The sequence below is a fragment of the Actinoallomurus purpureus genome, from assembly GCF_024055795.1.
GTDB classification, from domain to species: domain Bacteria; phylum Actinomycetota; class Actinomycetes; order Streptosporangiales; family Streptosporangiaceae; genus Actinoallomurus; species Actinoallomurus purpureus.
This window is the reverse complement of sequence record NZ_JAMXMY010000019.1, coordinates 31541-51468: the sequence shown is the minus strand read 5'-3', so window position 1 is coordinate 51468 and position 19928 is coordinate 31541. Positions and strand designations below refer to the sequence as shown.

The following is a 19928-nucleotide window of genomic DNA, read 5'->3' as shown; positions in this document are numbered from 1 at the left end:
AACGTCCTGGTCGCGCCGTCGGACCGATCAGTCGCGGGACAGTGCGGCGACCAGCTTGTAGAGGCGACCCCACGCCGGGAAGGACTCGCCGGCGTGGGAGGTCATCAGGGGAGTCGCTTGGCTTTGGGACTCGTCGTGGTCGGGGCGGCGGGCGTTCCAGGCGATGATGTCGGCGGCGAAGTTGGCGGTTTCGCCGGTCGCCGGCGACTGGTGCCCCCTGCGGGAGGCAGGGGGCACCGGGCCGGTCTGTCATGCGGGACGGCTACCTCAGACCGGGCTGATCGCCCCTGGTCACAGTCCGCCGACCTTGACCGGGAACTTCTGGATCGTGGCGACGGTGGTGTCGGGGTTTTCCAGGTCGATGAGGTCGACGGGGTTTTGGAGCTGGTAGAGGTCGCCCTTGGGTGGGAACTGGGTGAGGGTTCCGATCAGCTTGGCCGGGTCCCTGGTCGTGAGGATCAGTGGTTCGTAGGCAACGCGGCCGGTCGGGGAGGCGCACGGGTTCTTGCCGAGGGTGATCTTCAGCTGGAGCGCCAGAATCTCGGTGGCGGGGAAGGGATGGGCGGCGCTGTGCTCGATGATGGCGCCCTCGGCGGGGACGGTCTCGGTGACGGTGACGGCGCCCAGATGCGGGCTTGAGCCGGTCAGGTCCTCGCTTTCGGTCTTTACCTCGACTACCGGATGGCCTTTGGCGGTGTGCGTGGAGCCGATCAGGACCTTGGCGCGGCCCGTCAGGTCGACGGTGTGATGTGCGCCTGCGCAGACCAGGTCCACGCCGGTGGCCTTCTCGGTGAGCCTGACCTCGGTGCCCGGTGCGGGGATCCCACCAGAGGGGTCCGGTGCGCTGGTCGCGGCCGTTGCGAGCGGAGTGAGCCAGCAGGCGGTGGCTCCGCTGATGGCCAGGGCGGTGGCGATGGGGATGGTGGCACGACGCATGGGGGGCTCCTTGCGGGGTCTGTCGGCCGGCATGATTACCGAGAGTGTAAGTTACATTACTCAGTGTTGACAATGTGTGCGAATAGGCATCACTCCAGGTCTTCGCAGCTCGGAGCTGTATCCGTTGGAAATTTCGCCCGCCGGTACTACCGGGGGCCCCAAGGGATGGCCGGTCGCTCGGCGGGAGGCCGCTACGCGGCCCCAGCAGCCATGTGGCTGCGCGTGGTGGTGTCCGGAGGGCGAGCGCGTCCGGGGCGTGGGCGGTGGCCGCACCTGCTCATCTGGGCCGCCGCCCGGTCATGCGCCGCCGGGGCGGGCGGATCAGTAGTAGACGTAGCCGCCGTAGGTCTGCCACGGGGACCAGGGCCCGTCGAGTTCGCACTTGAGCCGGTCGGTGGGCCAGCCGCCGTAGCCCAGGGCGATGAAGGTCAGATTGCAGCCGGCCAAGGTCTGGGAGGTGCTGACCCGGTGCCACTCCGCGGCGTGCGCGGCGGGCGCGGCCAGCGCCAGCACGCCGGGTCTGCAGGGATCGGCATCGGTGCGGTGAGAAAGCCGATCATCATTCCTCCTTGTCGGTCTGGTGGCCGCAGCAGTCATCGGCGCACCCGGCGGGCGCGCCGGCCTCGGCTGGTGCGGTGGTGACGGCGGTGGGCAGGGCGCAGCAGTCGTCCCCGCGCCATGCTTCGCGGCCTTCCTTGACCGCGACCGCGGCGATGACCAGGGCGGCGATGGGGTCGGCCCACGCCCATCCGAACGCGGCGTTGAGGGCTAGGCCCGCCAGGAGCACCGCGGACAGGTAGGTGCACAGCAGGGTCTGCTTGGAGTCGGCGACCGCGCTGGCCGAACCGAGCTCTCGGCCGGCGCGGCGCTGGGCGTAGGACAGGCCCGGCATGATCACCAGGCTGAGGGCGGCCAGGACCAGCCCGGGTACCGAGTGGTGGGCCTCACCGCCGCCGAGCAGGGCGCGGACCGCGTCGACGGTGACGTAGACGGCCAGGGCGAAGAAGGAGACGGCGGTGATGCGCAGTGCGGTCCTTTCCCGCCGCTCGACGGCCTGGTGGTCGCGGGCGGAGAACTGCCACGCGACCGCGGCGGCCGAGGCGACCTCGATGACCGAGTCCAGGCCGAACGCCAGCAGCGCTCCGGATGAGGCCAACGTCCCGGCGGTGATTGCGACGATCGCCTCGACGACGTTGTAGGTGATGGTGGCGGCCACCAGCAGGCGCACCTGCCGGGCCAGCACGTCGCGGCGCTGCGGGGACGGGCCGAGCGTCAGTGCGGTCACGGTCTCACCGCCCCGGTCGTCTCGGTGGCGGTGGTGCCGTAGGTGGGGCACAGTGCGACGGACCGGTCGGTCGCACTCAGCAGGTGCTCGGCCGCGCGCAGCAGATCCAGCAGTTCCGGCGTGGCGATGAAGTAGAACGACTGGCGGCCTTCGGCCCGGTAGTCCACCAGCTTGCACCCGCGCAGGCATCCCAGATGCTTTGACACCGTCGACTGGGCCAGCCCCAGCTCCCGGGTCAGGTCCACCACCCGGGCCTCGCCGCGCGCCAGCCGCTGCACGATCGACAATCGCACCGGGTCGGCGAGGGAGTGGAACAGCGCCGCCGCCGGCGCCAGCCCATCCAACGAATTCATTCCAAAATCAGAATCAATCGCCATACCGTGATGATAAGCGGGTGAAGGAATCAGTCAAGCAGCGGCTTGTGATCGGGCCGGTCAGCGGACGTACTCACTCGGCGGGCGGCCAGCCGTGGTTCGCCCATCGGCTTAGCTGGTCGTGAAACGCGTGGCGCTCGGCGTCTTCGCGGGCGAGCATCTGTTGATGGAGGACGGGGTCGCGGTGGGCCTCGATCGCGGTGCGTACGAGATCGGCGAGGATGTCTGGTGGGAGTGCCTCGGCCTGGGTGGTGGCGGTGCCGGAGAAGGTCGTTGGACTTTCGGCGGTTGCTACAAGTCCGGGGCCCCCAGGGCGGCCCGAGCGGTGATCGTGGCGCGCTGACCTGCGGCTCAGTCGCTAAGCGGAAGCCGCACCCAAGTACAAGGTCGTAGCTGACGCCGCGCCGGTGGGCCGAGGTTGTCGAGGCGGCACGTGAGGTGGTCGCCGCCTACGACGGTGGAGTGACCCTGGGGCAGTGCTTCTCTCCAGACCTTCAGACTGCCTCAGTTCCCTCCCCTCTCTCGGCCGGCGAACAGGGTGAGGAGTCCTTCGGCGATGCGGTCGCCGGCGGGGCGTGCGGGTTGAGGATGTAGTGGTTGCGGCGGCCGATGCGGGTACGGGTGCGGGTGAGGTAGCCGCCGGTTTCCAGGTCGGTGAAGATGCCTTGGGCGGCGCGCTCGGTGATGCCAAGTTCGGCGGCGATCTCGCACAGCAGCATGTCCGGGTCGCGGCGGGATACTCACCACTGCCCCTCCTACTCGGTGTCCTGTGGCGCGGGGGACGCCGTAGCCGTGTCGTGGTCGTGATCGGTGAACAGGGCCAGGAGTCCTTCGATGCGGTGGTCGGCGTCGGCCGGGTGCCGGAACGGACGGCTGGGATCGACGCTGTAGTGGTTGCGGCGCCCGACCTTGGTTCGGGTGATGTAGCCGGCCTCTTCCAGGTCGTTGACGATCGTCTGGGCGGCGCGCTCGGTGATGCCGATCGCAGCGGCGATGTCACGCAGCCGCGTGCTGGGGTTACGGGTGATGTTGGTCAGCACCCGGGCGTGGTTGGTCAAGAACGTCCAGGGCTTGCCATCGGGTGTGCCGCCGGCATGGCTCACATGCTCTCCTCATTCGCCGGCGGTGCCGCCCGGTGCCCCGACCGGCGTCGTCTGATATCTGATTACAGAATATTGTTTCATGAAAGCTTTGACAATTATGGTGGGCGCGCCCATGCTCAGGATGTGTCGGAGCACCCTGAGCCTCGGTCCCCGCTGAGCGGGGGCTGCAACCGCACCACCGTGGTGATCACCAGCACCGCCACCGGCGATCAGGTGATCATCAGCCTCACCGGTGAGGTCGACGCGTCCAACGCCGGCCGGCTGCGCACCGCGCTCTTCGCTCACCTCGGTGATGGCCGCACTGAGGTGCTCATTGACATCACCGCGCTGGATTTCATCGACTGCGCCGGGCTGGCCACCGTCCGGGCGGCCAGCGTCTACGCCGAAGCCCGCGGCGGATCGGTACGGCTACAGGGCACGATGCAGCCGCTTGTCCGCCGGATCGCCGAGGTGACCGGCGTGGCCGAGCCCTGTTGAAGACCCGGGACGGGGCCGCGCCGCAGAAGATCAAACTCGGGCTGGCCGCGCTCGCCCGGTGGCGCCGAACTACGCGATCGGAGCAGCATGAACGAGCCACTGAGGGTGGCCGGAGCCGGCGATGCCCCACATGTGGCCGATGTTGGTGACGTACGCCGAAGCCGGTCAGGCCAGGATGCATGGCATGGGTGTGCTTCAGATGACCGCCTGGAGATCTGGGGCTGGTGGCGCTGCCGGTTCGGCGTGCTGCCGGGGTCCTGGGAAGGCGAGTCGCAGGATGCGCTTGTAGACCGAGCCTGTCTGCCGGGCCAGTGAGCCGGAGGTGTACGAGAGTCCGAATCGTTCGCACAGGGCACGGATTCGTGGCGCGATCTCGGCGTACCGGTTGCTCGGCATGTCGGGGAACAGGTGGTGTTCGATCTGGTGGCTCAGATTGCCGCTCATGAGGTGGAGGAGGCGGCCGCCGTCGATGTTGCAGGAGCCGAGCAGCTGGCGGACGTACCACTCGCCGCGTGTCTCGCCTTCGAGCTGTTCTTCGGTGAAGACTTCGGCGCCTTCGGGGAAGTGGCCGCAGAAGATGATGGTGTGCGCCCATACGTTGCGGGTCAGGTTCGCCGTGAGGTTGGCGAGCAGGACGGGCACGAAGCCGGGGCCGGCCAGCAGCGGGAACGCGAGATAGTCCTTGACGATCTGACGCCGTACTTTGCCCGCGATGGCGCGCAGCTGGGTCGAGGTCTCTTTCAGGCTCTTGTCCCCGGCCGGTATGCGTTCGACCTCCAGGTCATACAGCGCGATGCCGTACTCGAAGACCAGCGCGAGGAGCACGTTGTAGATCGGCTGGAGCAGGTAGACCGGATGCCAGCGTTGCCCCGGGCTGACCCGCAAGAGCGTGTAGCCGAGGTCGCGGTCCTTGCCGAGCACATTCGTCCAGGTGTGGTGGACGACGTTATGGGAGTGCTTCCACTGGGCGGACGGGGACACGATGTCCGACTCCCATGTCGTGGAGTGGATCTTCGGGTCGCGCATCCAGTCCCACTGCCCGTGCAGGACGTTGTGGCCGATCTCCATGTTCTCCAAGATCTTCGCGGTGGCCAGCGCCGCGGTCCCGGCCACCCAGGCGGGCGGCAGCCATGAGGCGAACAGTAGGACGCGGCCGCCCAGCTCCAGCTTGCGCTGAGCCGCGATGACGCCGCGGATGTACTGTGCGTCCTTCTTTCCGAGGCTTGCGAGGATCTCGTCGCGGATTCTGTCCAGCTCACGTCCGAACTCCTCGACGTCAGCGTGGCTGAGACGGGCCGTGGTCGCCATGATCCTCCTTTGTCAAAGCTCTATCTCGACCGGGCCGACGGCGGCCGACACACAGGTCTGGACAAGGTCGCCGGCCTCGCCGTGGATCTGACCGGTGCGCAGGTCACGTACCTGCCCCGAGGTGAGCCGCCCCACGCAGCTGTGGCAGATCCCCATCCGGCAGCCGCTCGGCATGAGGACACCCGCGTCCTCCCCGGCGATCAGCAGCGGCGTACCGCCCTCGGCGTCGGTCTCCCGGCCGCTCTTGGTGAACCGGACCCGGCCGCCCTCGCCCCCGGCCCTCGGCAGCACCGGGCGGAAGTGCTCGACATGTAGCCGATCAAGCGATCCGGCCCAGTGCTCCTCGGCCTCTTGGAGCATTCCGGCCGGCCCGCAGACCCACGCCGTGCGTTCGGCCCAGTCCGGGCACAGGTCCGGCAGGTCGCCCGGCCTGAGCCGCCCCTCGGTTCGCGTGTGCCGCTCATACAGCCGCAGATTCGGAAACCGCGCGGTCAAGGCCCGCAGCTCCGCGCCGAAGATGACATCTGCCGACGTGGGCGCCGAGTGCAGCAAGACCACATCGGCGACTCTGGGCTTCGCGCCGCCCCTCGCGGCCGCGGGGGTCAAGAGGCCGTGCAGCATCGCCCGAACGGGTGTGATGCCGCTGCCGGCCGTCAGGAACAGCAGACGCCGCGGTGGCGGCTCCGGGAGGACGAAACTCCCGTCCGGCCCGGCCAGCTCAACGATCGTGCCAGGCGCTGCCTGCCGTACCAGATGGCGCGAGACCAGCCCGTCCGGGACCGCCTTGACGGTGATCGTGATACATCCGTCCGGGCGTCCCGGCGGGCCGGACAGCGAATAGGTCCGCCAGTGACGTGCCCCCTCGATATCGACACCGATTCGCACCCATTGCCCTGGCTTGTGTGGAATCCAGCCGCGGCCGGGACGGATGACCAGCGTCGCCGCGTCGGCGGTCTCCGCGTGTATCGCCTCGATCCGGCCGCGCAGCTCCCGGCCGCACCAAAGCGGGTTCACCAGCGAGAGATAGTCCTCCGGAAATAGCGGCGTGGTCAGCCACCGCACGGCACCCACCAGGCCCCCGAGGACAGCCGACTCGACCGCGGCGCCGGATGCCGCCCAAAAACGGCCATGCGAAGCCTCCGCGACCAGGACGTCCACCGCCCGGTCCCACCCGTCGATCGGACCCGCCCCCATAAGGGCGTGGTACCCGGCATCGCGACCACGACCCACCCCGGCACGCTGGCCCTTTTCCCGTGGCCAGCTGACGAACCGGGACAACCTGCCGCTCATCGTGCGGGGCGCGGGCAGCAGCCGGCCACCCTCAGCCGTTACCTGCTCGGCGCTCCCTGTCAGATCCGGAACGTAGTGAATCAAGGCGTCGAGGAGGCCATGCGGATTCGCTCGATGTCAGCGTCGGGCCAGCGGTAATCAGGCCCAGGGCCGTGTCGATGACGTCGGCGAGCCCCGCCGCCCGGGGGCGAGGCCTGCCAAGCCCGCGCGCCGGGTGCACGGCCGTCGCGTGTGGCTCCCTCATCGATCGGTGCGGCTCATCCTCCCCGCCGCGCTCGCACCGCTTCTTCTTTGCCGGCGCCTTTGGGTTCGCGATCTTCTTCCTCCTCGCCCTGGTGCTCCTCGCCTTGTTCGCCCGCGTATTCCGGCTCCTCGACCTGTTCGCCCTCACCCTCGTACTCGCCGTACCCTTCGGGCTCTTCGCGTCCTTCGAGCTCTTCAGGTGATGCCTTCTCCTCGCGCAGGGCGGTCTGGTGGTCCTTGACGACCTGGCTGTCGCGAATCTCACCGCGCCAGCCCTCGATCTCGTCCGGGCGCAGAATCGCCTGTGTCATGACGTGGCGGCGGAAGTGCTTGAACTCCAGCCGGGCCCGGCGGCCCTGAGCGCGCCAGAGGTTGCCGGTCTTCTCAAAGAGCCCCTGCGGGTGGTATTCGAGGACCAGCGCGATGCGGGTGAGCTCCGGCGCGAGCTCGTGGAAGGTGACGGCGCCGTCCACCGAGCCTTTGGGTCCCTTGGAGCGCCACACGATGCGCTTGTCGGGGACCTGCTCGAGGATGGTCGACTCCCAGGTCCGGTGCGACCAAAAAACCTGCGCTTTCCAGTTGAGCTTCTCGTCGGCCGCCTGCTCGACGCTCTCCACCTTCTTCATAAAGCTGGGGAAATCTTCGAACTGGGTCCACTGGTTATAGGCCAGGCGCAACGGAACGCCGACGTCGAGGGTCTCGACGATGTTGATGACCTTGAACTTCTTGCCCTTACCGCCGCCTCCCTTGCCCAGCTTCTGCTGGAGTTTCGTCTTGGCGTACGCCTTGAGCGCGTTGAAGCCCGGTGCCAGCCGGTCCTTCAGCGACGAACCGCCGTCGCCTCCCCCGCCGGTGAGCGCCGACAGCAGGCCTGCGCCCCCGGGGTTTCCGGTCAGCGCCGAAAACAGCCCTGAGCCGCCCTTTTCGGAGTAGTCGGTGAGCCGTCCGGCGGTGCCCTCGACCTTGCCGAGCAGTGAGGTGGTACCCCGCATCGCCACGGCCGTCAGGAGTTTCTGCAGTTCGCCGGTCAGACGGTCGGTGTGCAGGTCCTGCATGAGGTTCCCGCCTGGTGCCTTGCCCGCGACGCTGTGGGCGGTGTCTTGGAGTCGGTCGGTCACAGGTCTCACCTCCGGGTCCGTCGTACGGGCGGCCCGCCCGCCGGCCTGGTCCGCCGGGGCCGCTCCGCTCCTTCTTCGTCTTCGGGTTCGGTCTCTTGCCCACGGTGCTGCGGGCGCGGCCGCTCGCGCGCGGACGCCGGACGCCGCCTCGGCCGTTCCTCCCGCTCACCCTCCACCGGCTCCTCGTCATAGCCTTCTTCCTCGTCGTCGGCCTCGACCCGACCTGAGCGGCCCTCTTCGGCTCCTTCGTCCCCTTGGTCCGCGTCTCTGGTGGGCATGGACGGCCGGCTCAGCGACCGGGTGCGTTCCTGGAGCCGGTCGCTCAACGCATCGATCTGGCTGCTGGCCGCCGCCACCGCCGCCGTCTTGCCCGCCTCAAGGAGCCGTCCGCGTACGGTGTCGGTGAGCGTCTTGAGTTCGGGTGAGGAGCCGAGCAGTTTGGTGCCCTGCTTCACCAGCCCGGCGGGGTTCTTGCCGAGCCGGCCGGACGCTCTGGCAGCGGCCAGGGTCATCACCAGCTTCAACTTCCGCGTCCGGCCCAGGAGATAACCCACACCAACGGCCACGCCGATGACGATGCCGTTCATGATCAATTCCCCCGTCCAAGGCCAACGGAACCGTTCCAGCGCTGACCGGGCGACCGCAGCGGGTCGCCGTCATGAGGTCCGATCCGGACGGATCCACTGCTAAACCCGGCCCTACCCGGCCGTTCGGGGTGAAACCCTGCGTAGTGGGGTGGTGTACGCGGGCGAGCTAAGGCATGCATGACGATCGATCACCCGGAGGAGCGTGACCCGGCGCTGATCCGGATCGGTGCCAAGCTGACCGCCAGGAGCATCAGCGGCCATTTGACGATGCCGATCCAGCGGACGCCGCAGCGTCCTGCCGGAGGGCCAGCGACGGCCATCTGCGATCGGCCGGCGTTGTGCACGCAGACGAACAGCACGGACGGGACAGCGTGAATGCTCACAGGTCAGGGCGCTTTCGTGGTGAGTGGTTCAGCGAGTTGGCGCTCGACGTGGGGAAGGACCACCTCGTCGGCGGCCGTCGCCGGAACGCTGCTGTCCACGGTCGCGGTCTTCGCGGCAGGCGGGCGGCTGGGCGACCCGGTCGTCGCCGGTCGCCCGCTCTCGTGGCTGATCCTCCAGTTCCTCGCCGTCATCGTCGCCGTCGCCACGGTCGTGACCGCGACCTCCGCCTGGCGGAACCGGCGTACGCCGGCGACCGGCGGTCGCGTCCGCGTCGCCGCGGTGGTGGCGGCAGGAGCGATCTTCATCCCGTGGGCGGTCTACTGGGGCCTCCTCGCCTGGTGAGGAACGTCCTGGTCTCGCCGTCGGACCGATCAGTCACGGGACAGTGCGGCGACCAGCTTGTAGAGGCGATCCCACGCCGGGAAGGATTCGCCGGCGTGGGAGGTCATCAGGGTCAGCTGGGTAGGACGTACTCCACGATTTCCGGTGAAGTGCTGCCGGCGAACGCGGTTGTGCCGATATAGACGGCTCTGATCCGATGGATCCCGGCTAGAAGCGCGGGGGTGGTGAATACCGCGTGCCCCGTGCTGTCGAGAGCGACGGCGCCGAGGATGATCCTTCGGCCGTCCGTGAACACCACCAGGCCCGTCGGGATGTCGGTACCAGTGGTGGCTTTCACTGTGGCGATGAAACTGACGCGTTGGCCCACCGGTGTGGGGTTTGCCGAAGGTGTCAGCGTTGTAGTGGTGCTGGTGGCCGATGCGCCACAGCTCGGGCGGGTGATCGTGTCGGTGTCCAGTGTGACCGCGGCGCTGCGTGCCAGCGCCCGGCCGTCCACGATGACGCCCGTCGTGACGGTGATCGAGGCCTGCGCCATGATGTTCCCTCGCAGGGTGGAATTGGTTCCGAGCGTCGCGGAGCTGCCGACCAGCCAGAACACGTTGCATGCCTGAGCACCATTGACGAGGTTCACGCTGCTCGCCGACGCCGTGATTAGCGTGGATGCGGCTTTGAAGATGAAAACGGCGTTCGGGTCGCCCTGGGCGTCGAGGGTCAGCGTTCCGGTGATCCCGAACGTGCCCGCAGGAGAGTCGTACACGCCGGGTGTCTTGGTGGTGCCGCCGAGTTCTACGGGGACGGTGGCGGTGGTCGGGCGTGCCGCGGCGTCATCGTATGCGGTGGCAAGGTCGTTCTTGGCCTGCAACGCGACAGCATCGGCCACGTGTTGGGCTCCGCTCACCTGCCCGGGAGGAAAGCCGGTCACCGAGGTGCCCGGGCTCAGCCCGAGATCGCCATTGATCGTGGTGGGGCCGGTGTTGGTGACCGTCGACCCGGCGAGAACCGCGAAGTTGGCGGCAGCACCCAGTGGTACGGGCGGCGTGGCCGCGCTCGCGCTCGCGGACCCGGCCACGCCGATCAGGACACTGGTCGCACAGGCCAGAGCCAGGGTGCGTGCCAGTCGGGGTGGTGAGGTGAGCCTGCGGATGGCGCCTGTGAGACCTCTTGTCGCCATGGGCTTCCTTTCATGAAGGCCGGCATCGGGGTGCGCCGCCGGCCGGGGGCACGCCAAAGCTCTCGCCGGTCCGGTCGGCCTTCCGGCCAACTGGCGCGTGACGCACGAACGATCTACGAGGTCGTGCGGTCACGGATGTGCCCGAGGCCGAGCCAAAACGATCTTTTAGAGCTGCAAAGAAATGCACTAGCGGACGCCCCAGCGCGGTGATCACGAACGTTCGCCGGGTTTGATCACGCGGCTTTGGGTCGGTGGGCGGCCCCAGCGTTGCTGTCGTTCGCTACGGATGCGGTCGGGAGATGATCGCCTAGGCGCTCGCCGGGAGGCTCAGGTCAGCCGCAAGTCGATCCAGTAGACGTCGTCGCCTGGCAGCAGGTACCGATCGAACTCGACGAAGCCGTGTTTCTCCGCGAACCGTACGCCGTCGACGTTCGATGCCCAGACGACCGTTTCGATCACCTCGGCGTTGAGCTCTCGTGCCTGTGCCAGCCCTCGCTCGTACAGCGCCTCCCCGTACCCCTGGCGACGGTGCTCGGGGAGGACCCGGGCGTTCACCGTGGCCGTCGATCCGTTGTCGCTCGTCGGAGGGCGTACCGTCGTGCAGCCCACGAGAACGTCGTCGGCGTACGCGACCTCCAGCAGGTTGCGCTGGGACCGCTCACGGACATCGTCGAGAGACAGCGTGTGCGTGGGGATGATCAGGTTGTGGGCGTACTGCCAGTCTTCGAGGCCGGCGTCGCCGTCCACCCGTTCGATGCGAAGGTCGGACACCGGCACAGACAAGCGCACCGCGCGCTACGGCGTCAATCGGAATCCCCGCCGGAGAAGATCGCCGTCGGCCACTTCAGTGGCGACCTGCTCGAACAGCTCCCCGTATGGAGCTCAACGTCCACCGTATCCGGGCTGAGCGCACCCGCACAGTGCTGCGGCCGCATCGTCGCGGTGCCACCGTGGGGGAGGCAGCCACCTTCTGACCGCATGGACCAGAGGGGACGGCGGAGACTGCCAGGGGGCCGCATCGTGACTGGACCAGGCGTACGTCGGCACACCGGCGGTGAGAAGGCCTTTCAGGCCGGGTTCCTCAAGCAGCTCGGCGGACCAGGAGTACAAACAGCTGAGCCGTGGCGCGATGACGCCCCGATCGATGATGCGGCCGAAGTTGTGCTCGTTATTGACGTACGTCTCCACGTTGTCGCCTAGCGGATAGCGGTTCGGCAGGATCCGCGGAAGGGACAAGAAGACGCCGGTCATGCCCAAGCGGGGATCGCCGAGCAGCGGAGCCAGCGGAGCCAGGCGGCCAAGGGCAAGGCGCGGAAAGGAAACGAGGGCATGCGTGTACAGCACCCGCACCAGGACGAGGTTCATGAAGAACCGCTCGGTCCGGCTCTCGGCCTGTGCGAGGTCGGTGTGTTCCAGGTAGGCGGACACGATGCTGAGATTGTGCGCTCGATACCAGTTACGGGCGCTGGGGCGGCGGATGAAGGTGACGGTGGCGGCCACACTCGGCGAGGTCGCGGATCCGGCCCTGCCGGTGGTCAGACCTCGTGCCTCCCAGCCATCGCGCAGCAGTCGTTCGTTGACTGCGCGCCACCACGGACTACCGGGAGAACCGCCCTCGGGTGAGCCCAGCAGACCTCGGCGGATCTGCCAGTCCATGAACGTCTTGGCAGCTCGCCGGTAAGGAAGGTGCCGGCTCCGCTTCCCGTTCGGCTCCTCATAGAGCCGGAGCATGAGAGCAAGGCGCGCAGCCGGATCATCACGGACACGGGTCGTCTGGTCGCGAGCGAACTCTGCGGCCGACAACTCATGCATGTCCGCATCTTTGCCGAGGCACCGTCGCTTGGCCAGTCGCCATGGGCATGGCTTGAGGGGTGAAGGTCCTTTCGGATGGACGGTGCCCAGGAGTCACTGGACGCCGGCAATAGGGGCAACGGGCCACGTGACCGTCAGCGTTCCGCGCTCTGCGGGCGCGGACGATGGCAGCCGATCCGCACGGACCAGACCATGCCATTGATGATCTTTCGGTTCTCGGCGCGTGGTCTGATCAGGACAGGAGCTTCACGCGGATCGGGTCGCCGTGGTGGGGGATTTCGCCGGACGGGACGAAGCGTCCGCTGTCCTGCCAGGCGTACGTGATGGTCACGGGCGGCAGGGAGGCGCAGCACATCGGGTCCTTGGCCGCGTAGTGCGTGTACGTCACCGTGAAGTAGCCGGGACCGGCGGTGATGCGGCGGATGGAGTCGGTCTCCGTGACGGCGTCCCAGCCGATGAACGTCGTTCCGTGCCAGAAGAAGACCAGCTGGCCCTTGCCGTCGGCGGTCGGGATGCGCTGGCCGACGACGGCGGTGAGATCGCCGCCGTGCCGGTCCGAGGTGGTCACCGGTCGGCTGTCGCCGGTGAAGTGGGTGGACGGGTCCGCGACCTCGACGGTACGGGTCATGGCGCGCCGGATCGCGGCGCGGTGGGTGAGGGCTCCGAATGGCCAGCGCCGGCAGTAAACGTGAACGTAGGTTCAACCAAATCCTCGACGAGGAGTATCGCAAGGCGCCCGTGCCGCCGCCGAGGGAAGAAATAGGAAACGCGTCTGCGGTGGAGATAGCGCCCGAAAGGCGAACGTTTTACGCGGTCGTGGCGGGAGCGCTGCTGGGTGCAGCGGGTGTCGCGGTGGCCAGGCGGGTTGCCAAGGCGAAGATCGACACCCGAGCCTCTTCCTGACCATCTCGGAACGGTTTGGAGTCCGAAGGCGCGTCCGGTCTCCTCGACAGGTCATGTCGCGGTAGGTACTATGCGACGCATGGAACCGGGTGACGCATCGAACCTTCTGACGCAGATGCGGAGGGGGGCGCTGCCGTACTGCGTGCTGGCGCTGCTGCGTCACGAGCAGCGCTACGGCGTCGAGATCGTGCGATTGCTGGGCGAGGTCGACGGCATGGTCATCAGTGAGGGGACCATCTACCCCCTGCTGTCCCGGCTGCGGCGCCAGGGGCTGGTCGAGACGGTGTGGCAGGAGTCCACCGCCGGCCCGCCGCGCCGCTACTACCGGCTCACCTCTGCCGGGCACCAGGCGCTGGAGGCCTTCACCACGGAGTGGGAGCGGTTCAGCGGCGCGGTCGAGCATTTCATCGGGAAAGGGACGTGAGGGCGATGACGGTGACGGATACGCTGATCGAGGAGTACCTCGGCCGCCTGGAGACGGCGGCACGGGCCCTGCCACCGGATCGCCGGGCGGAGCTGCTCGCGGAGATCAGGGAGCACATCGATACCGTCCTGGCCCAGAGTGCCGACCGGGACGAGGCCACCGTACGGACGGTTCTCGACCGTCTCGGCAGCCCGGACGAGATCGTCCATGAGGCCGGCGTCGGCCTGCCGGAGGCGTCACCCGCGCGTGAGTGGGCGGCGACGCCCGAGCAGGCGCCACCGCGAGCGCGGGTGGGCGCCCTGGAGATCGCGGCGGTGATCCTGCTGCTGATCGGGGGCGTCGTCCTGCCCGTGATCGGCTGGATCGTCGGGGCGGTGCTGCTCTGGGCGTCTGGTCGCTGGACGCTCCGCGACAAGCTCATCGGCACACTCGTGTTCCCCGGCGGGCTGGCCATCCCGGCCTACTACCTCTTCTTCTGGAGCGCGAGCAGTGTCTGCAGCGGGCCGGCCGACTGCGAGTCGACCGGCACCTCGGCCGGCGCCGCCGCGACGTTCACCCTGGTCGCCCTCGTCGGCTCCCTCGCATCGGCGGCGTACCTGCTGCACCGGGCGCGACGCGTCGGAGCCTGACCCCGCGCCCGGCCCGGGGAGCTCCCCGCACGGGCCGGGCGCGAAAGGTCATCTCGGGCACGCGCTCAGGCCAGGACGTCGGTGGCGCGATGGTCGTCGCCCGCTCCGTCGGTGAGCAGGATGGCGCCACGGGAGTGGTCCGCGCGCAGCGGGATGATCTCGCGGTAGGCGGGGGAGCCGGACCAGGCCCGCGCCGTGTCGAGGTCGGGGAACTCGATGGCGATCAGGTCGCCCGACCAGGTGCCCTCCCGCACGTCGGCCTTGGCGCCGTGGATCAGGAAGCGCCCGCCGTACGGCTCCAGGGTCGCGTCGATCCGTTCGAGGTTGAGATCGGGGCTGGCAGCCCCCTGATCGAGCGGTTAGCGTGGGATCTCGATCAGTGCGGGAGGGGCGTGAGTCCGTGGGCGACAGGAGTGGTGTTCGTTCCGCGCCGCGCCGTTCCGCCACCAGAGCCGCCGCGTTCCGCCTGATCGCGGTGAGTGTCGCGGTCGCGTCGCCGGGGGCGCTGGTCGCCGCGTGCGAGTCGCAGCATGCTTCGAGCTGCTCAGGGCCGTTCTTGCTGTTCACCGTTCATGGCCGGACGCTCACAGAGCAGGACTGCGCGGGCCAGTACGCCGATCTGGGCCCGGTCAAGGTCAAGCTGGGGGACCGGATCACCGCGAAGATCCCCCGTGCGTTCTCGGTGTCCGATGTGCGGTTGCCGGTGAGCGGGAACGCCGCAGTGCTCCGGCCAGACGGGACGGGAGTCGGTCGCCGGCGGGTCTTCACGGCGGTGGGCACGGGAACGACCAGCCTCAACATCACCACGCGCGCCTGCGCCGATGGGGCGTCGCTCCCGGTGCCGTCGCTCAGCCCGACGGCACCGGGATCTCCCGCAGCGAACGAGCCGATCTGTCGTACGCTCACGGTGACCGTGACAGGTTAGGAACAGCGCTTCCAGGAATTGGTCCAGCCGGTCGACTTGGCCTTCTTGCTCTCCGGGAACTTGGCCGGTGTCGACAGCGGGATGCTGTTGTCGTTGTTCATTATCAGCTTCGTCCAGCCCTTGTACTGATAGCCCGGGAAGTCGCCGCCATCATTGCTGTTGGAGAACGCTGCAGCGGTGAATATCGATGAGCCCGTCACGGGCTTCCTCAGGTTGACATACTTCTTGTCGTACGTCGGGCGTTCGGCGACCGCCTCCGCATAGAGGCCGTCGTAGTAGCCCGAGACCTTGTGGTACCATCCGGGATTCTTCTTCAGTTTGATCCAAGGGCCGAGGGTGACGACCTTCTTGCGGGTCAGGTTGTTGATCTGGAAGGCGACCGTCTTGTCCGCGGTGTTGTAGTAGGTCGTCGCGGTGGTCTTGTCGCCCGCGGTCACCTTCATGTTGCTGACCTTCATTTCGCCGAAGGTCGCCGACTTGCTCTGGTTCAGCGCCTCCCAGAACACGTAGTCCTGGTTCGGTCCCTTGCCGCCGAAGTTATCAACGCCCGCCTGGAGGAGGCCCCACTTCTTCCGGGCGCCGGTGTTGTAGCCGCCGATCCCCGACCAGATGCTGTAACCAGACTTGCCTGCGCAGCTCGCGGTGAACTTCGGCTCGACCCAGGTCACATGGGCGGCGGTGAAGCTCGGCTCATTCGAAGTCTTCTGGACGAGGCCTCCGGACCAGTTGTGGCCGTAGCTCACACCGGCTTTCGCGGTGGATGTCGTCAGCGGCTGTGATGGGAGGTGCTGGACACCTTCCATGGAGCACATCGTCGGGACCACGTAGTCGATATCGCCGGAGGGTACCGTTGCTCCCACGCTCTGCGAGCGGGACCGGACGCCGGTCGCGGAGGAAAACCGTACAGGCGAAGCTGTTTGTCGGTCGCCGTTCGAGGGTCGAAACCATGGGGCGGGACGGTCACCTTCATCGGTGCGTCCTCGCTGCCGAATACGCGTACCGTTCCGGTGGACTTCGTGGCGCGGGCCGCCCTTCTTCCGGCGCCGTCGATCGGATACGTCCACAGGCTCGGAAACGGCTTACATACCGGGTCGGCCGTCGTTTCGGTAGAATGGGAGACCGGTTCGGCGGCGGCGGCCGCCGGTGGGCCGATAAGTGCAATTCCCAGGATCGGTGTGGCGGCAGCATGCAACAAACGATGACGTACCATCGGACCCCCGTTGACGTTGGCTCGGTCATCTGCCGTGATCATCTTAGATTCTGATAATCCGGGTAAATCAAACTCTGACCAGGTTTGGCCAATTCGTTCAGGGTCACCGGTCCGCTTTCGTCGCCGTACGTCTCACCTACGCGCAGGACATCGACGGCCTCTCGCACAGCCACCGATCACCGAGTGGCCGCGTGATCGTTTCGTGATCTTGGTCGGCGAACCGATCGCGTACGCCCGATGTCTCAACCCCACGGACGCGCCGCGAGGGCGGCCGTCCGAAGAAGGGGAGACGATGAACCTGAACCTCAGCCGTAGGGTCCCGGCGCTGCTCGCCGCCACCGCGCTCGCCGGCGGCCTCGCCGCCGCCACGGCCGGGAGCGCCTTCGCCGAGACGAACTCGAAGACCGCGGTGAAGTGCGCCAAGGCGGCCGGCAAGTATCACGGCAAGCTGACGAAGAGTTTCACCATCTGGGGTCGCGCCGAGAACACCGGCAAGCCGGTCAAGGTCGGCGGTCACCTCGACGTCTACCGTTCGGACGCCTGCAAGACCGTGTGGGCCACGGTGGTCAAGAAGAGTCCCGCGTACACCAAGAGGAAGCTGGAGACCGGGGTCGACATCGAGTGGACCGACCGGAAGACGGGCAAGCCGAAGCTCGTGTCAAACGACAAGACAACGACGAAGTCGGTGTCGACCCCGGCCGCGCACCTCGCGAACAAGACGAAGTTCCGCGCTGAAGGCGGGTTCGTCGCCGACCTCCAGTACATCGGCGGCGGCAACGTCGTGGTCCGCTACAAGAAGTAGCCCACCGTCTCACGGGGGTTACCGCCGACGGCGCGGTCGGCGGTGACCCAGCCGGAGACGGAGATTCCGAGGGTCGTTCGTCGAGCCGGCCGGGTGGAGGCCCGAGCCTCTGTTCGATACGGGCGACGGCGCGTGAGCGTCGCGGCGGTGAGCAAGCGGAGCCGGGCAGGGCCGTGCGAGAATCCGGACGGTCCCGGCTTTTCCGATCGATCCGGTACGGGCGGCCGGGACGTCCCCCTCGGGGAGGCGACCCGCCCCTCTCCGCCCCATCGACCGGGAGCATCGATGTCCGCGCCGTACGGCCCGCAGCCCTTGCCCGACGGGCAGCCGCCCAACTGGCAGCAGCCCAACCCGATGCCGCCCTCCGGGCCACCGGCCCCGGGCGTGCCGTACGGGATGCAGCCGCCGCCTCCCGGCGCGCCTGGTGCCGGCATGCCTCCCGGCCCCGGCATGCCGCCCGGACCGTACGGTCCCGGGGGCCCGCCTCCGCCGATGCTGCCCGGGCGACTGACGCCCGCCCAGCGCCGGAAGCGCCTGCTGATCATCCTGCCGCTCGCGCTCATCGCCATGATCGTCTTCGTCGTCGTAACGAACCGGGCCTCGTCCGGTAAGGACGAGGCGGCCGTCGGTGACTGCGTCAAGAGGTCGACCGCCAAGACGACCGACAGCGGCAGGCGGATCAGCGGCGACAACATGAAGGTCGTCGCCTGCACGGACGCGACGGCCGGCTACAAGGTCGTCGGCAAGGTGGAGCACGTCTCGCGGATCAGCGTCAGCATCAACGAGACCCTCCCCGGCGGCAAGGGCGTCTGCAGCCCCTACCCCTCGGCGACCGTGCGCTACTGGCGCGGAAAAGAGGACGGCGACGACGGCTACGTCCTCTGCCTCGCGCCGAACCAGCACTAACTAAGCGGCGGTCGAACTCGCCAGCTCCGCTAGAACCGCCGCTATTGGGACATGCGTCTGCGGTCACCCGGCTCCGCCGAGGTGGCCATAAGACGCGGTCCTACGTTCATCCCAATGCGCTTGCCCCTACCAGTTCCCTCGCGTAAGGGCGTGCCCGCCATCCGTCTGCGCCAGGAGTTCCCCTCAAGGTCATCAACGACTACACCGAAAACCAGAAACGACCGGTCTAATCCGATTGATTCCAAGGGATTCTCGGTGTCGGTAGGCGGTGCTTTGGGTACCAATGGGAGCCGGTGCGGCCCATCACAGCCACGCCTCGGCCGTCTCGTTCCGGCGTTTCTACTGAGGCGATAAATATCTCGCCTCAGTAGAAACCTCAGAGAAGACACCCACGCCTCCCTCGCGCGATTCGCCCGGAATTCAGGGTTTCCGCCAAGGATGCCGCGACGCCGGTTCACAGCCGGGTGTGCCGTAGAGCGATTCCTCCCACCCCTGAAGCTGAACTGAAGTGAAGGGGTTCCTCGCTAGATCATGCTGAACGCGCCTGGGCCGGGGCTTTCGGTGCTCGGCGCGAAACGAGTGTCCCCGCCGGGACCCCGGGCCTGATTCGGGGCTTGAGCAGCGGCCGGTCCCCGTGGGGCTGGGGCTGTCCTCTCCGGGACGACGGCCCCAGGAGCAAGGTATGGGGCGGACCCACGTCACGACGCGACGTCGAGCACCAGCTTGCCGGTGGTCGCCCCCGCCTCGATGCGGCGGTGGGCCTGGGCGGCCTGCTCCAGCGGCAGCGTCTCGACCTGCACGCGCAGGTCCCCCTTCGCCGCGGCCTCCACCGCGCGGCGTAGCGTACGGCCCGCCGCCTTCGGGAAGGCGGCGGAGAAGGCGGCCAGGTTGAAGCCGGAGACCGTCTTGTTGGTGAACCACAGTTCGTTGGCCGGGATGGCGACGTCTTCGGCGCCCGATGCGTTGCCCATCACGACCAGGCGTCCCATCGGGCCCAGCCGGTCCAGGCCGGCACGCCGAGCGGGGCCGCCGACCATGTCGACGACGATGTCGAACTCACCCGCATCGGCGAGCCGGTCACGCACGATCACCTCGTCGTAGCCGAACCTCTTGGCGGTCTCGATCTTGGCTTCGCTGCCGACTGTGCCGACCACCCGGCCCGCACCCAGCAGCCGGGCGGCCTGGCCCAACTGGCTGCCCACCCCGCCGGCCGCGGCATGGACCAGGACGCTCTCCCCGGGCTCGATGCGGGCCACCCGATCGAGCACGAGGAATGCGGTGGTGCTGTTGGACGGCAGCGCCGCGGCCACGCCCATCTCGATGCCGAGGCCGTCCAGCGGGGCGACCAGATCCGCGGAGGTGACCGCGACCTCGGCGTAGCCGCCGCTGTCGACGATGGTGAGCGCGGCCACCGGCTGACCGGCCGTCAGGTCCTCGACGCCCGCACCGACGGCACGGATCCGGCCCGCGACCTCGATGCCGGGTACGAAGGGGAGCGGCACGTCGACCACGCCGCGCCGGTACAGGACCTCGGCGAAGTTGGCGCCCGCGTAGGCCACGTCGATGGTGACCTGGCCCGGCCCGGGCTCGGGGATCGGCATGGTGTCGACGCGGAGGACCTCGGCGTCGCCGAACTCGGGAATGGTCACTGCCTTCATCTGCGCGTTGCTGCTGTTCATGGCGATGATCCTGCTGCGGT

26 protein-coding genes are annotated in these 19928 nt (G+C 68.1%); 8 read left to right on the top strand and 18 right to left on the bottom strand.

The window, feature by feature from the left end; translation table 11 throughout:
- Positions 1 to 27 precede the first annotated feature (27 nt).
- The 5 genes from NE236_RS30200 to NE236_RS30180 form a co-directional block, all read right to left on the bottom strand.
- A complete protein-coding gene (locus NE236_RS30200) occupies positions 28 to 237 on the bottom strand; it encodes a hypothetical protein (RefSeq protein ID WP_252845589.1) in 210 nt (69 codons plus the stop codon).
- Between the two features lie 54 nt (positions 238 to 291).
- Positions 292 to 936: a hypothetical protein gene (locus NE236_RS30195; protein WP_252845588.1), complete on the bottom strand. Its 645-nt coding sequence runs from the start codon at positions 934 to 936 to the stop codon at positions 292 to 294.
- 321 nt (positions 937 to 1257) lie between these two features.
- Complete coding sequence (locus NE236_RS30190) at positions 1258 to 1449, bottom strand: hypothetical protein (RefSeq protein ID WP_252845587.1); 192 nt, start codon at positions 1447 to 1449, stop codon at positions 1258 to 1260.
- 46 nt (positions 1450 to 1495) lie between these two features.
- On the bottom strand, positions 1496 to 2221 hold the full coding sequence (locus tag NE236_RS30185; protein ID WP_252845586.1) for a cation efflux transmembrane domain-containing protein: 726 nt from the start codon (positions 2219 to 2221) through the stop codon (positions 1496 to 1498).
- On the bottom strand, positions 2218 to 2574 hold the full coding sequence (locus tag NE236_RS30180) for an ArsR/SmtB family transcription factor (protein ID WP_252845585.1): 357 nt from the start codon (positions 2572 to 2574) through the stop codon (positions 2218 to 2220). The genes NE236_RS30185 and NE236_RS30180 overlap by 4 nt, the downstream gene beginning before the upstream one ends.
- A gap of 142 nt (positions 2575 to 2716) precedes the next feature.
- Here NE236_RS30180 and NE236_RS30175 point away from each other — a divergent pair, with 142 nt between their 5' ends.
- On the top strand, positions 2717 to 2938 hold the full coding sequence (locus NE236_RS30175; protein ID WP_252845584.1) for a hypothetical protein: 222 nt from the start codon (positions 2717 to 2719) through the stop codon (positions 2936 to 2938).
- A 151-nt stretch (positions 2939 to 3089) separates the two neighbouring features.
- Here NE236_RS30175 and NE236_RS30170 read toward each other — a convergent pair whose 3' ends face one another.
- Positions 3090 to 3314 (bottom strand): hypothetical protein, encoded by a 225-nt coding sequence (locus NE236_RS30170; RefSeq protein WP_252845583.1) that lies wholly within the window; start codon positions 3312 to 3314, stop codon positions 3090 to 3092.
- Between the two features lie 36 nt (positions 3315 to 3350).
- The gene (locus tag NE236_RS30165) at positions 3351 to 3698 is read right to left on the bottom strand and encodes a helix-turn-helix transcriptional regulator (RefSeq protein WP_252845582.1); all 348 of its coding nucleotides are present in this window, start codon (positions 3696 to 3698) and stop codon (positions 3351 to 3353) included.
- A gap of 123 nt (positions 3699 to 3821) precedes the next feature.
- Here NE236_RS30165 and NE236_RS30160 point away from each other — a divergent pair, with 123 nt between their 5' ends.
- Positions 3822 to 4175: an STAS domain-containing protein gene (locus NE236_RS30160; RefSeq protein ID WP_252845581.1), complete on the top strand. Its 354-nt coding sequence runs from the start codon at positions 3822 to 3824 to the stop codon at positions 4173 to 4175.
- 195 nt (positions 4176 to 4370) lie between these two features.
- On the opposite strand, the gene NE236_RS30155 is transcribed toward NE236_RS30160, so the two are convergent.
- The 4 genes from NE236_RS30155 to NE236_RS30140 all read right to left on the bottom strand — a co-directional run bounded on the left by NE236_RS30155 (position 4371) and on the right by NE236_RS30140 (position 8721).
- Positions 4371 to 5483, bottom strand: coding sequence for a fatty acid desaturase family protein (locus NE236_RS30155; RefSeq protein ID WP_252845580.1), 1113 nt, complete (start codon positions 5481 to 5483; stop codon positions 4371 to 4373).
- 12 nt (positions 5484 to 5495) lie between these two features.
- Positions 5496 to 6677, bottom strand: coding sequence for a ferredoxin reductase (locus tag NE236_RS30150; protein WP_252845579.1), 1182 nt, complete (start codon positions 6675 to 6677; stop codon positions 5496 to 5498).
- A 353-nt stretch (positions 6678 to 7030) separates the two neighbouring features.
- Positions 7031 to 8071, bottom strand: coding sequence for an SRPBCC family protein (locus tag NE236_RS30145; RefSeq protein ID WP_252845578.1), 1041 nt, complete (start codon positions 8069 to 8071; stop codon positions 7031 to 7033).
- A gap of 68 nt (positions 8072 to 8139) precedes the next feature.
- Positions 8140 to 8721 (bottom strand): hypothetical protein, encoded by a 582-nt coding sequence (locus NE236_RS30140; protein ID WP_252845577.1) that lies wholly within the window; start codon positions 8719 to 8721, stop codon positions 8140 to 8142.
- A 399-nt stretch (positions 8722 to 9120) separates the two neighbouring features.
- Here NE236_RS30140 and NE236_RS30135 point away from each other — a divergent pair, with 399 nt between their 5' ends.
- Entirely contained in the window at positions 9121 to 9447 is a 327-nt protein-coding gene (locus NE236_RS30135; RefSeq protein ID WP_252845576.1) for a hypothetical protein, read from the top strand.
- Between the two features lie 112 nt (positions 9448 to 9559).
- Here the strand turns inward: NE236_RS30135 and NE236_RS30130 are convergent, their stop codons facing one another.
- The 4 genes from NE236_RS30130 to NE236_RS30115 form a co-directional block, all read right to left on the bottom strand.
- A complete protein-coding gene (locus NE236_RS30130) occupies positions 9560 to 10618 on the bottom strand; it encodes an ice-binding family protein (protein ID WP_252845575.1) in 1059 nt (352 codons plus the stop codon).
- 327 nt (positions 10619 to 10945) lie between these two features.
- Positions 10946 to 11389, bottom strand: a complete 444-nt coding sequence (locus tag NE236_RS30125; protein WP_252845574.1) for a GNAT family N-acetyltransferase — start codon at positions 11387 to 11389, stop codon at positions 10946 to 10948.
- Positions 11390 to 11500: 111 nt separating this feature from the next.
- A complete protein-coding gene (locus NE236_RS30120) occupies positions 11501 to 12430 on the bottom strand; it encodes a hypothetical protein (protein WP_252845573.1) in 930 nt (309 codons plus the stop codon).
- 232 nt (positions 12431 to 12662) lie between these two features.
- On the bottom strand, positions 12663 to 13058 hold the full coding sequence (locus NE236_RS30115) for an LppP/LprE family lipoprotein (protein WP_252845572.1): 396 nt from the start codon (positions 13056 to 13058) through the stop codon (positions 12663 to 12665).
- A gap of 354 nt (positions 13059 to 13412) precedes the next feature.
- On the opposite strand from NE236_RS30115, the gene NE236_RS30110 reads away from it, so the two are divergent.
- Together NE236_RS30110 and NE236_RS30105 are read left to right on the top strand one after the other, a co-directional pair.
- Positions 13413 to 13757 carry a PadR family transcriptional regulator gene (locus tag NE236_RS30110; protein WP_252845571.1) on the top strand — a complete coding sequence of 115 codons (345 nt, stop codon included), beginning with the start codon at positions 13413 to 13415 and terminating at the stop codon, positions 13755 to 13757.
- 5 nt (positions 13758 to 13762) lie between these two features.
- Entirely contained in the window at positions 13763 to 14386 is a 624-nt protein-coding gene (locus NE236_RS30105; RefSeq protein WP_252845570.1) for an HAAS signaling domain-containing protein, read from the top strand.
- A gap of 65 nt (positions 14387 to 14451) precedes the next feature.
- Here NE236_RS30105 and NE236_RS30100 read toward each other — a convergent pair whose 3' ends face one another.
- Positions 14452 to 14700 carry a DUF1330 domain-containing protein gene (locus tag NE236_RS30100; RefSeq protein ID WP_308209175.1) on the bottom strand — a complete coding sequence of 83 codons (249 nt, stop codon included), beginning with the start codon at positions 14698 to 14700 and terminating at the stop codon, positions 14452 to 14454.
- A gap of 86 nt (positions 14701 to 14786) precedes the next feature.
- On the opposite strand from NE236_RS30100, the gene NE236_RS30095 reads away from it, so the two are divergent.
- A complete protein-coding gene (locus NE236_RS30095; RefSeq protein WP_252845569.1) occupies positions 14787 to 15311 on the top strand; it encodes a hypothetical protein in 525 nt (174 codons plus the stop codon).
- Here the strand turns inward: NE236_RS30095 and NE236_RS30090 are convergent.
- Positions 15308 to 16114 (bottom strand): G1 family glutamic endopeptidase, encoded by an 807-nt coding sequence (locus tag NE236_RS30090; protein ID WP_252845568.1) that lies wholly within the window; start codon positions 16112 to 16114, stop codon positions 15308 to 15310. The genes NE236_RS30095 and NE236_RS30090 overlap by 4 nt on opposite strands.
- Before the next feature lie 699 nt (positions 16115 to 16813).
- On the opposite strand from NE236_RS30090, the gene NE236_RS30085 reads away from it, so the two are divergent.
- Entirely contained in the window at positions 16814 to 17323 is a 510-nt protein-coding gene (locus NE236_RS30085; RefSeq protein ID WP_252845567.1) for a hypothetical protein, read from the top strand.
- Between the two features lie 285 nt (positions 17324 to 17608).
- Positions 17609 to 18229, top strand: a complete 621-nt coding sequence (locus NE236_RS30080) for an LppU/SCO3897 family protein (protein WP_252845566.1) — start codon at positions 17609 to 17611, stop codon at positions 18227 to 18229.
- A gap of 698 nt (positions 18230 to 18927) precedes the next feature.
- Here NE236_RS30080 and NE236_RS30075 read toward each other — a convergent pair.
- A complete protein-coding gene (locus tag NE236_RS30075) occupies positions 18928 to 19908 on the bottom strand; it encodes a quinone oxidoreductase family protein (RefSeq protein WP_252845565.1) in 981 nt (326 codons plus the stop codon).
- Positions 19909 to 19928 lie beyond the last annotated feature (20 nt).

What these genes read in the sequence shown, in the direction of transcription:
- NE236_RS30105 (WP_252845570.1), top strand. Translation starts at nt 13,763, where the DNA reads ATGACGGTGACGGATACGCTGATCGAGGAGTACCTCGGCCGCCTGGAG.
- NE236_RS30080 (WP_252845566.1), top strand. Translation starts at nt 17,609, where the DNA reads ATGTCCGCGCCGTACGGCCCGCAGCCCTTGCCCGACGGGCAGCCGCCC.
- NE236_RS30140 (WP_252845577.1), bottom strand. Translation starts at nt 8,721, where the DNA reads ATGAACGGCATCGTCATCGGCGTGGCCGTTGGTGTGGGTTATCTCCTG.
- NE236_RS30180 (WP_252845585.1), bottom strand. Translation starts at nt 2,574, where the DNA reads ATGAATTCGTTGGATGGGCTGGCGCCGGCGGCGGCGCTGTTCCACTCC.
- NE236_RS30090 (WP_252845568.1), bottom strand. Translation starts at nt 16,114, where the DNA reads ATGGAAGGTGTCCAGCACCTCCCATCACAGCCGCTGACGACATCCACC.
- NE236_RS30150 (WP_252845579.1), bottom strand. Translation starts at nt 6,677, where the DNA reads ATGGGGGCGGGTCCGATCGACGGGTGGGACCGGGCGGTGGACGTCCTG.
- NE236_RS30195 (WP_252845588.1), bottom strand. Translation starts at nt 936, where the DNA reads ATGCGTCGTGCCACCATCCCCATCGCCACCGCCCTGGCCATCAGCGGA.
- NE236_RS30155 (WP_252845580.1), bottom strand. Translation starts at nt 5,483, where the DNA reads ATGGCGACCACGGCCCGTCTCAGCCACGCTGACGTCGAGGAGTTCGGA.
- NE236_RS30170 (WP_252845583.1), bottom strand. Translation starts at nt 3,314, where the DNA reads ATGCTGCTGTGCGAGATCGCCGCCGAACTTGGCATCACCGAGCGCGCC.
- NE236_RS30085 (WP_252845567.1), top strand. Translation starts at nt 16,814, where the DNA reads ATGAACCTGAACCTCAGCCGTAGGGTCCCGGCGCTGCTCGCCGCCACC.
- NE236_RS30130 (WP_252845575.1), bottom strand. Translation starts at nt 10,618, where the DNA reads ATGGCGACAAGAGGTCTCACAGGCGCCATCCGCAGGCTCACCTCACCA.
- NE236_RS30145 (WP_252845578.1), bottom strand. Translation starts at nt 8,071, where the DNA reads ATGCAGGACCTGCACACCGACCGTCTGACCGGCGAACTGCAGAAACTC.
- NE236_RS30115 (WP_252845572.1), bottom strand. Translation starts at nt 13,058, where the DNA reads ATGACCCGTACCGTCGAGGTCGCGGACCCGTCCACCCACTTCACCGGC.
- NE236_RS30120 (WP_252845573.1), bottom strand. Translation starts at nt 12,430, where the DNA reads ATGCATGAGTTGTCGGCCGCAGAGTTCGCTCGCGACCAGACGACCCGT.
- NE236_RS30075 (WP_252845565.1), bottom strand. Translation starts at nt 19,908, where the DNA reads ATGAACAGCAGCAACGCGCAGATGAAGGCAGTGACCATTCCCGAGTTC.
- NE236_RS30110 (WP_252845571.1), top strand. Translation starts at nt 13,413, where the DNA reads ATGGAACCGGGTGACGCATCGAACCTTCTGACGCAGATGCGGAGGGGG.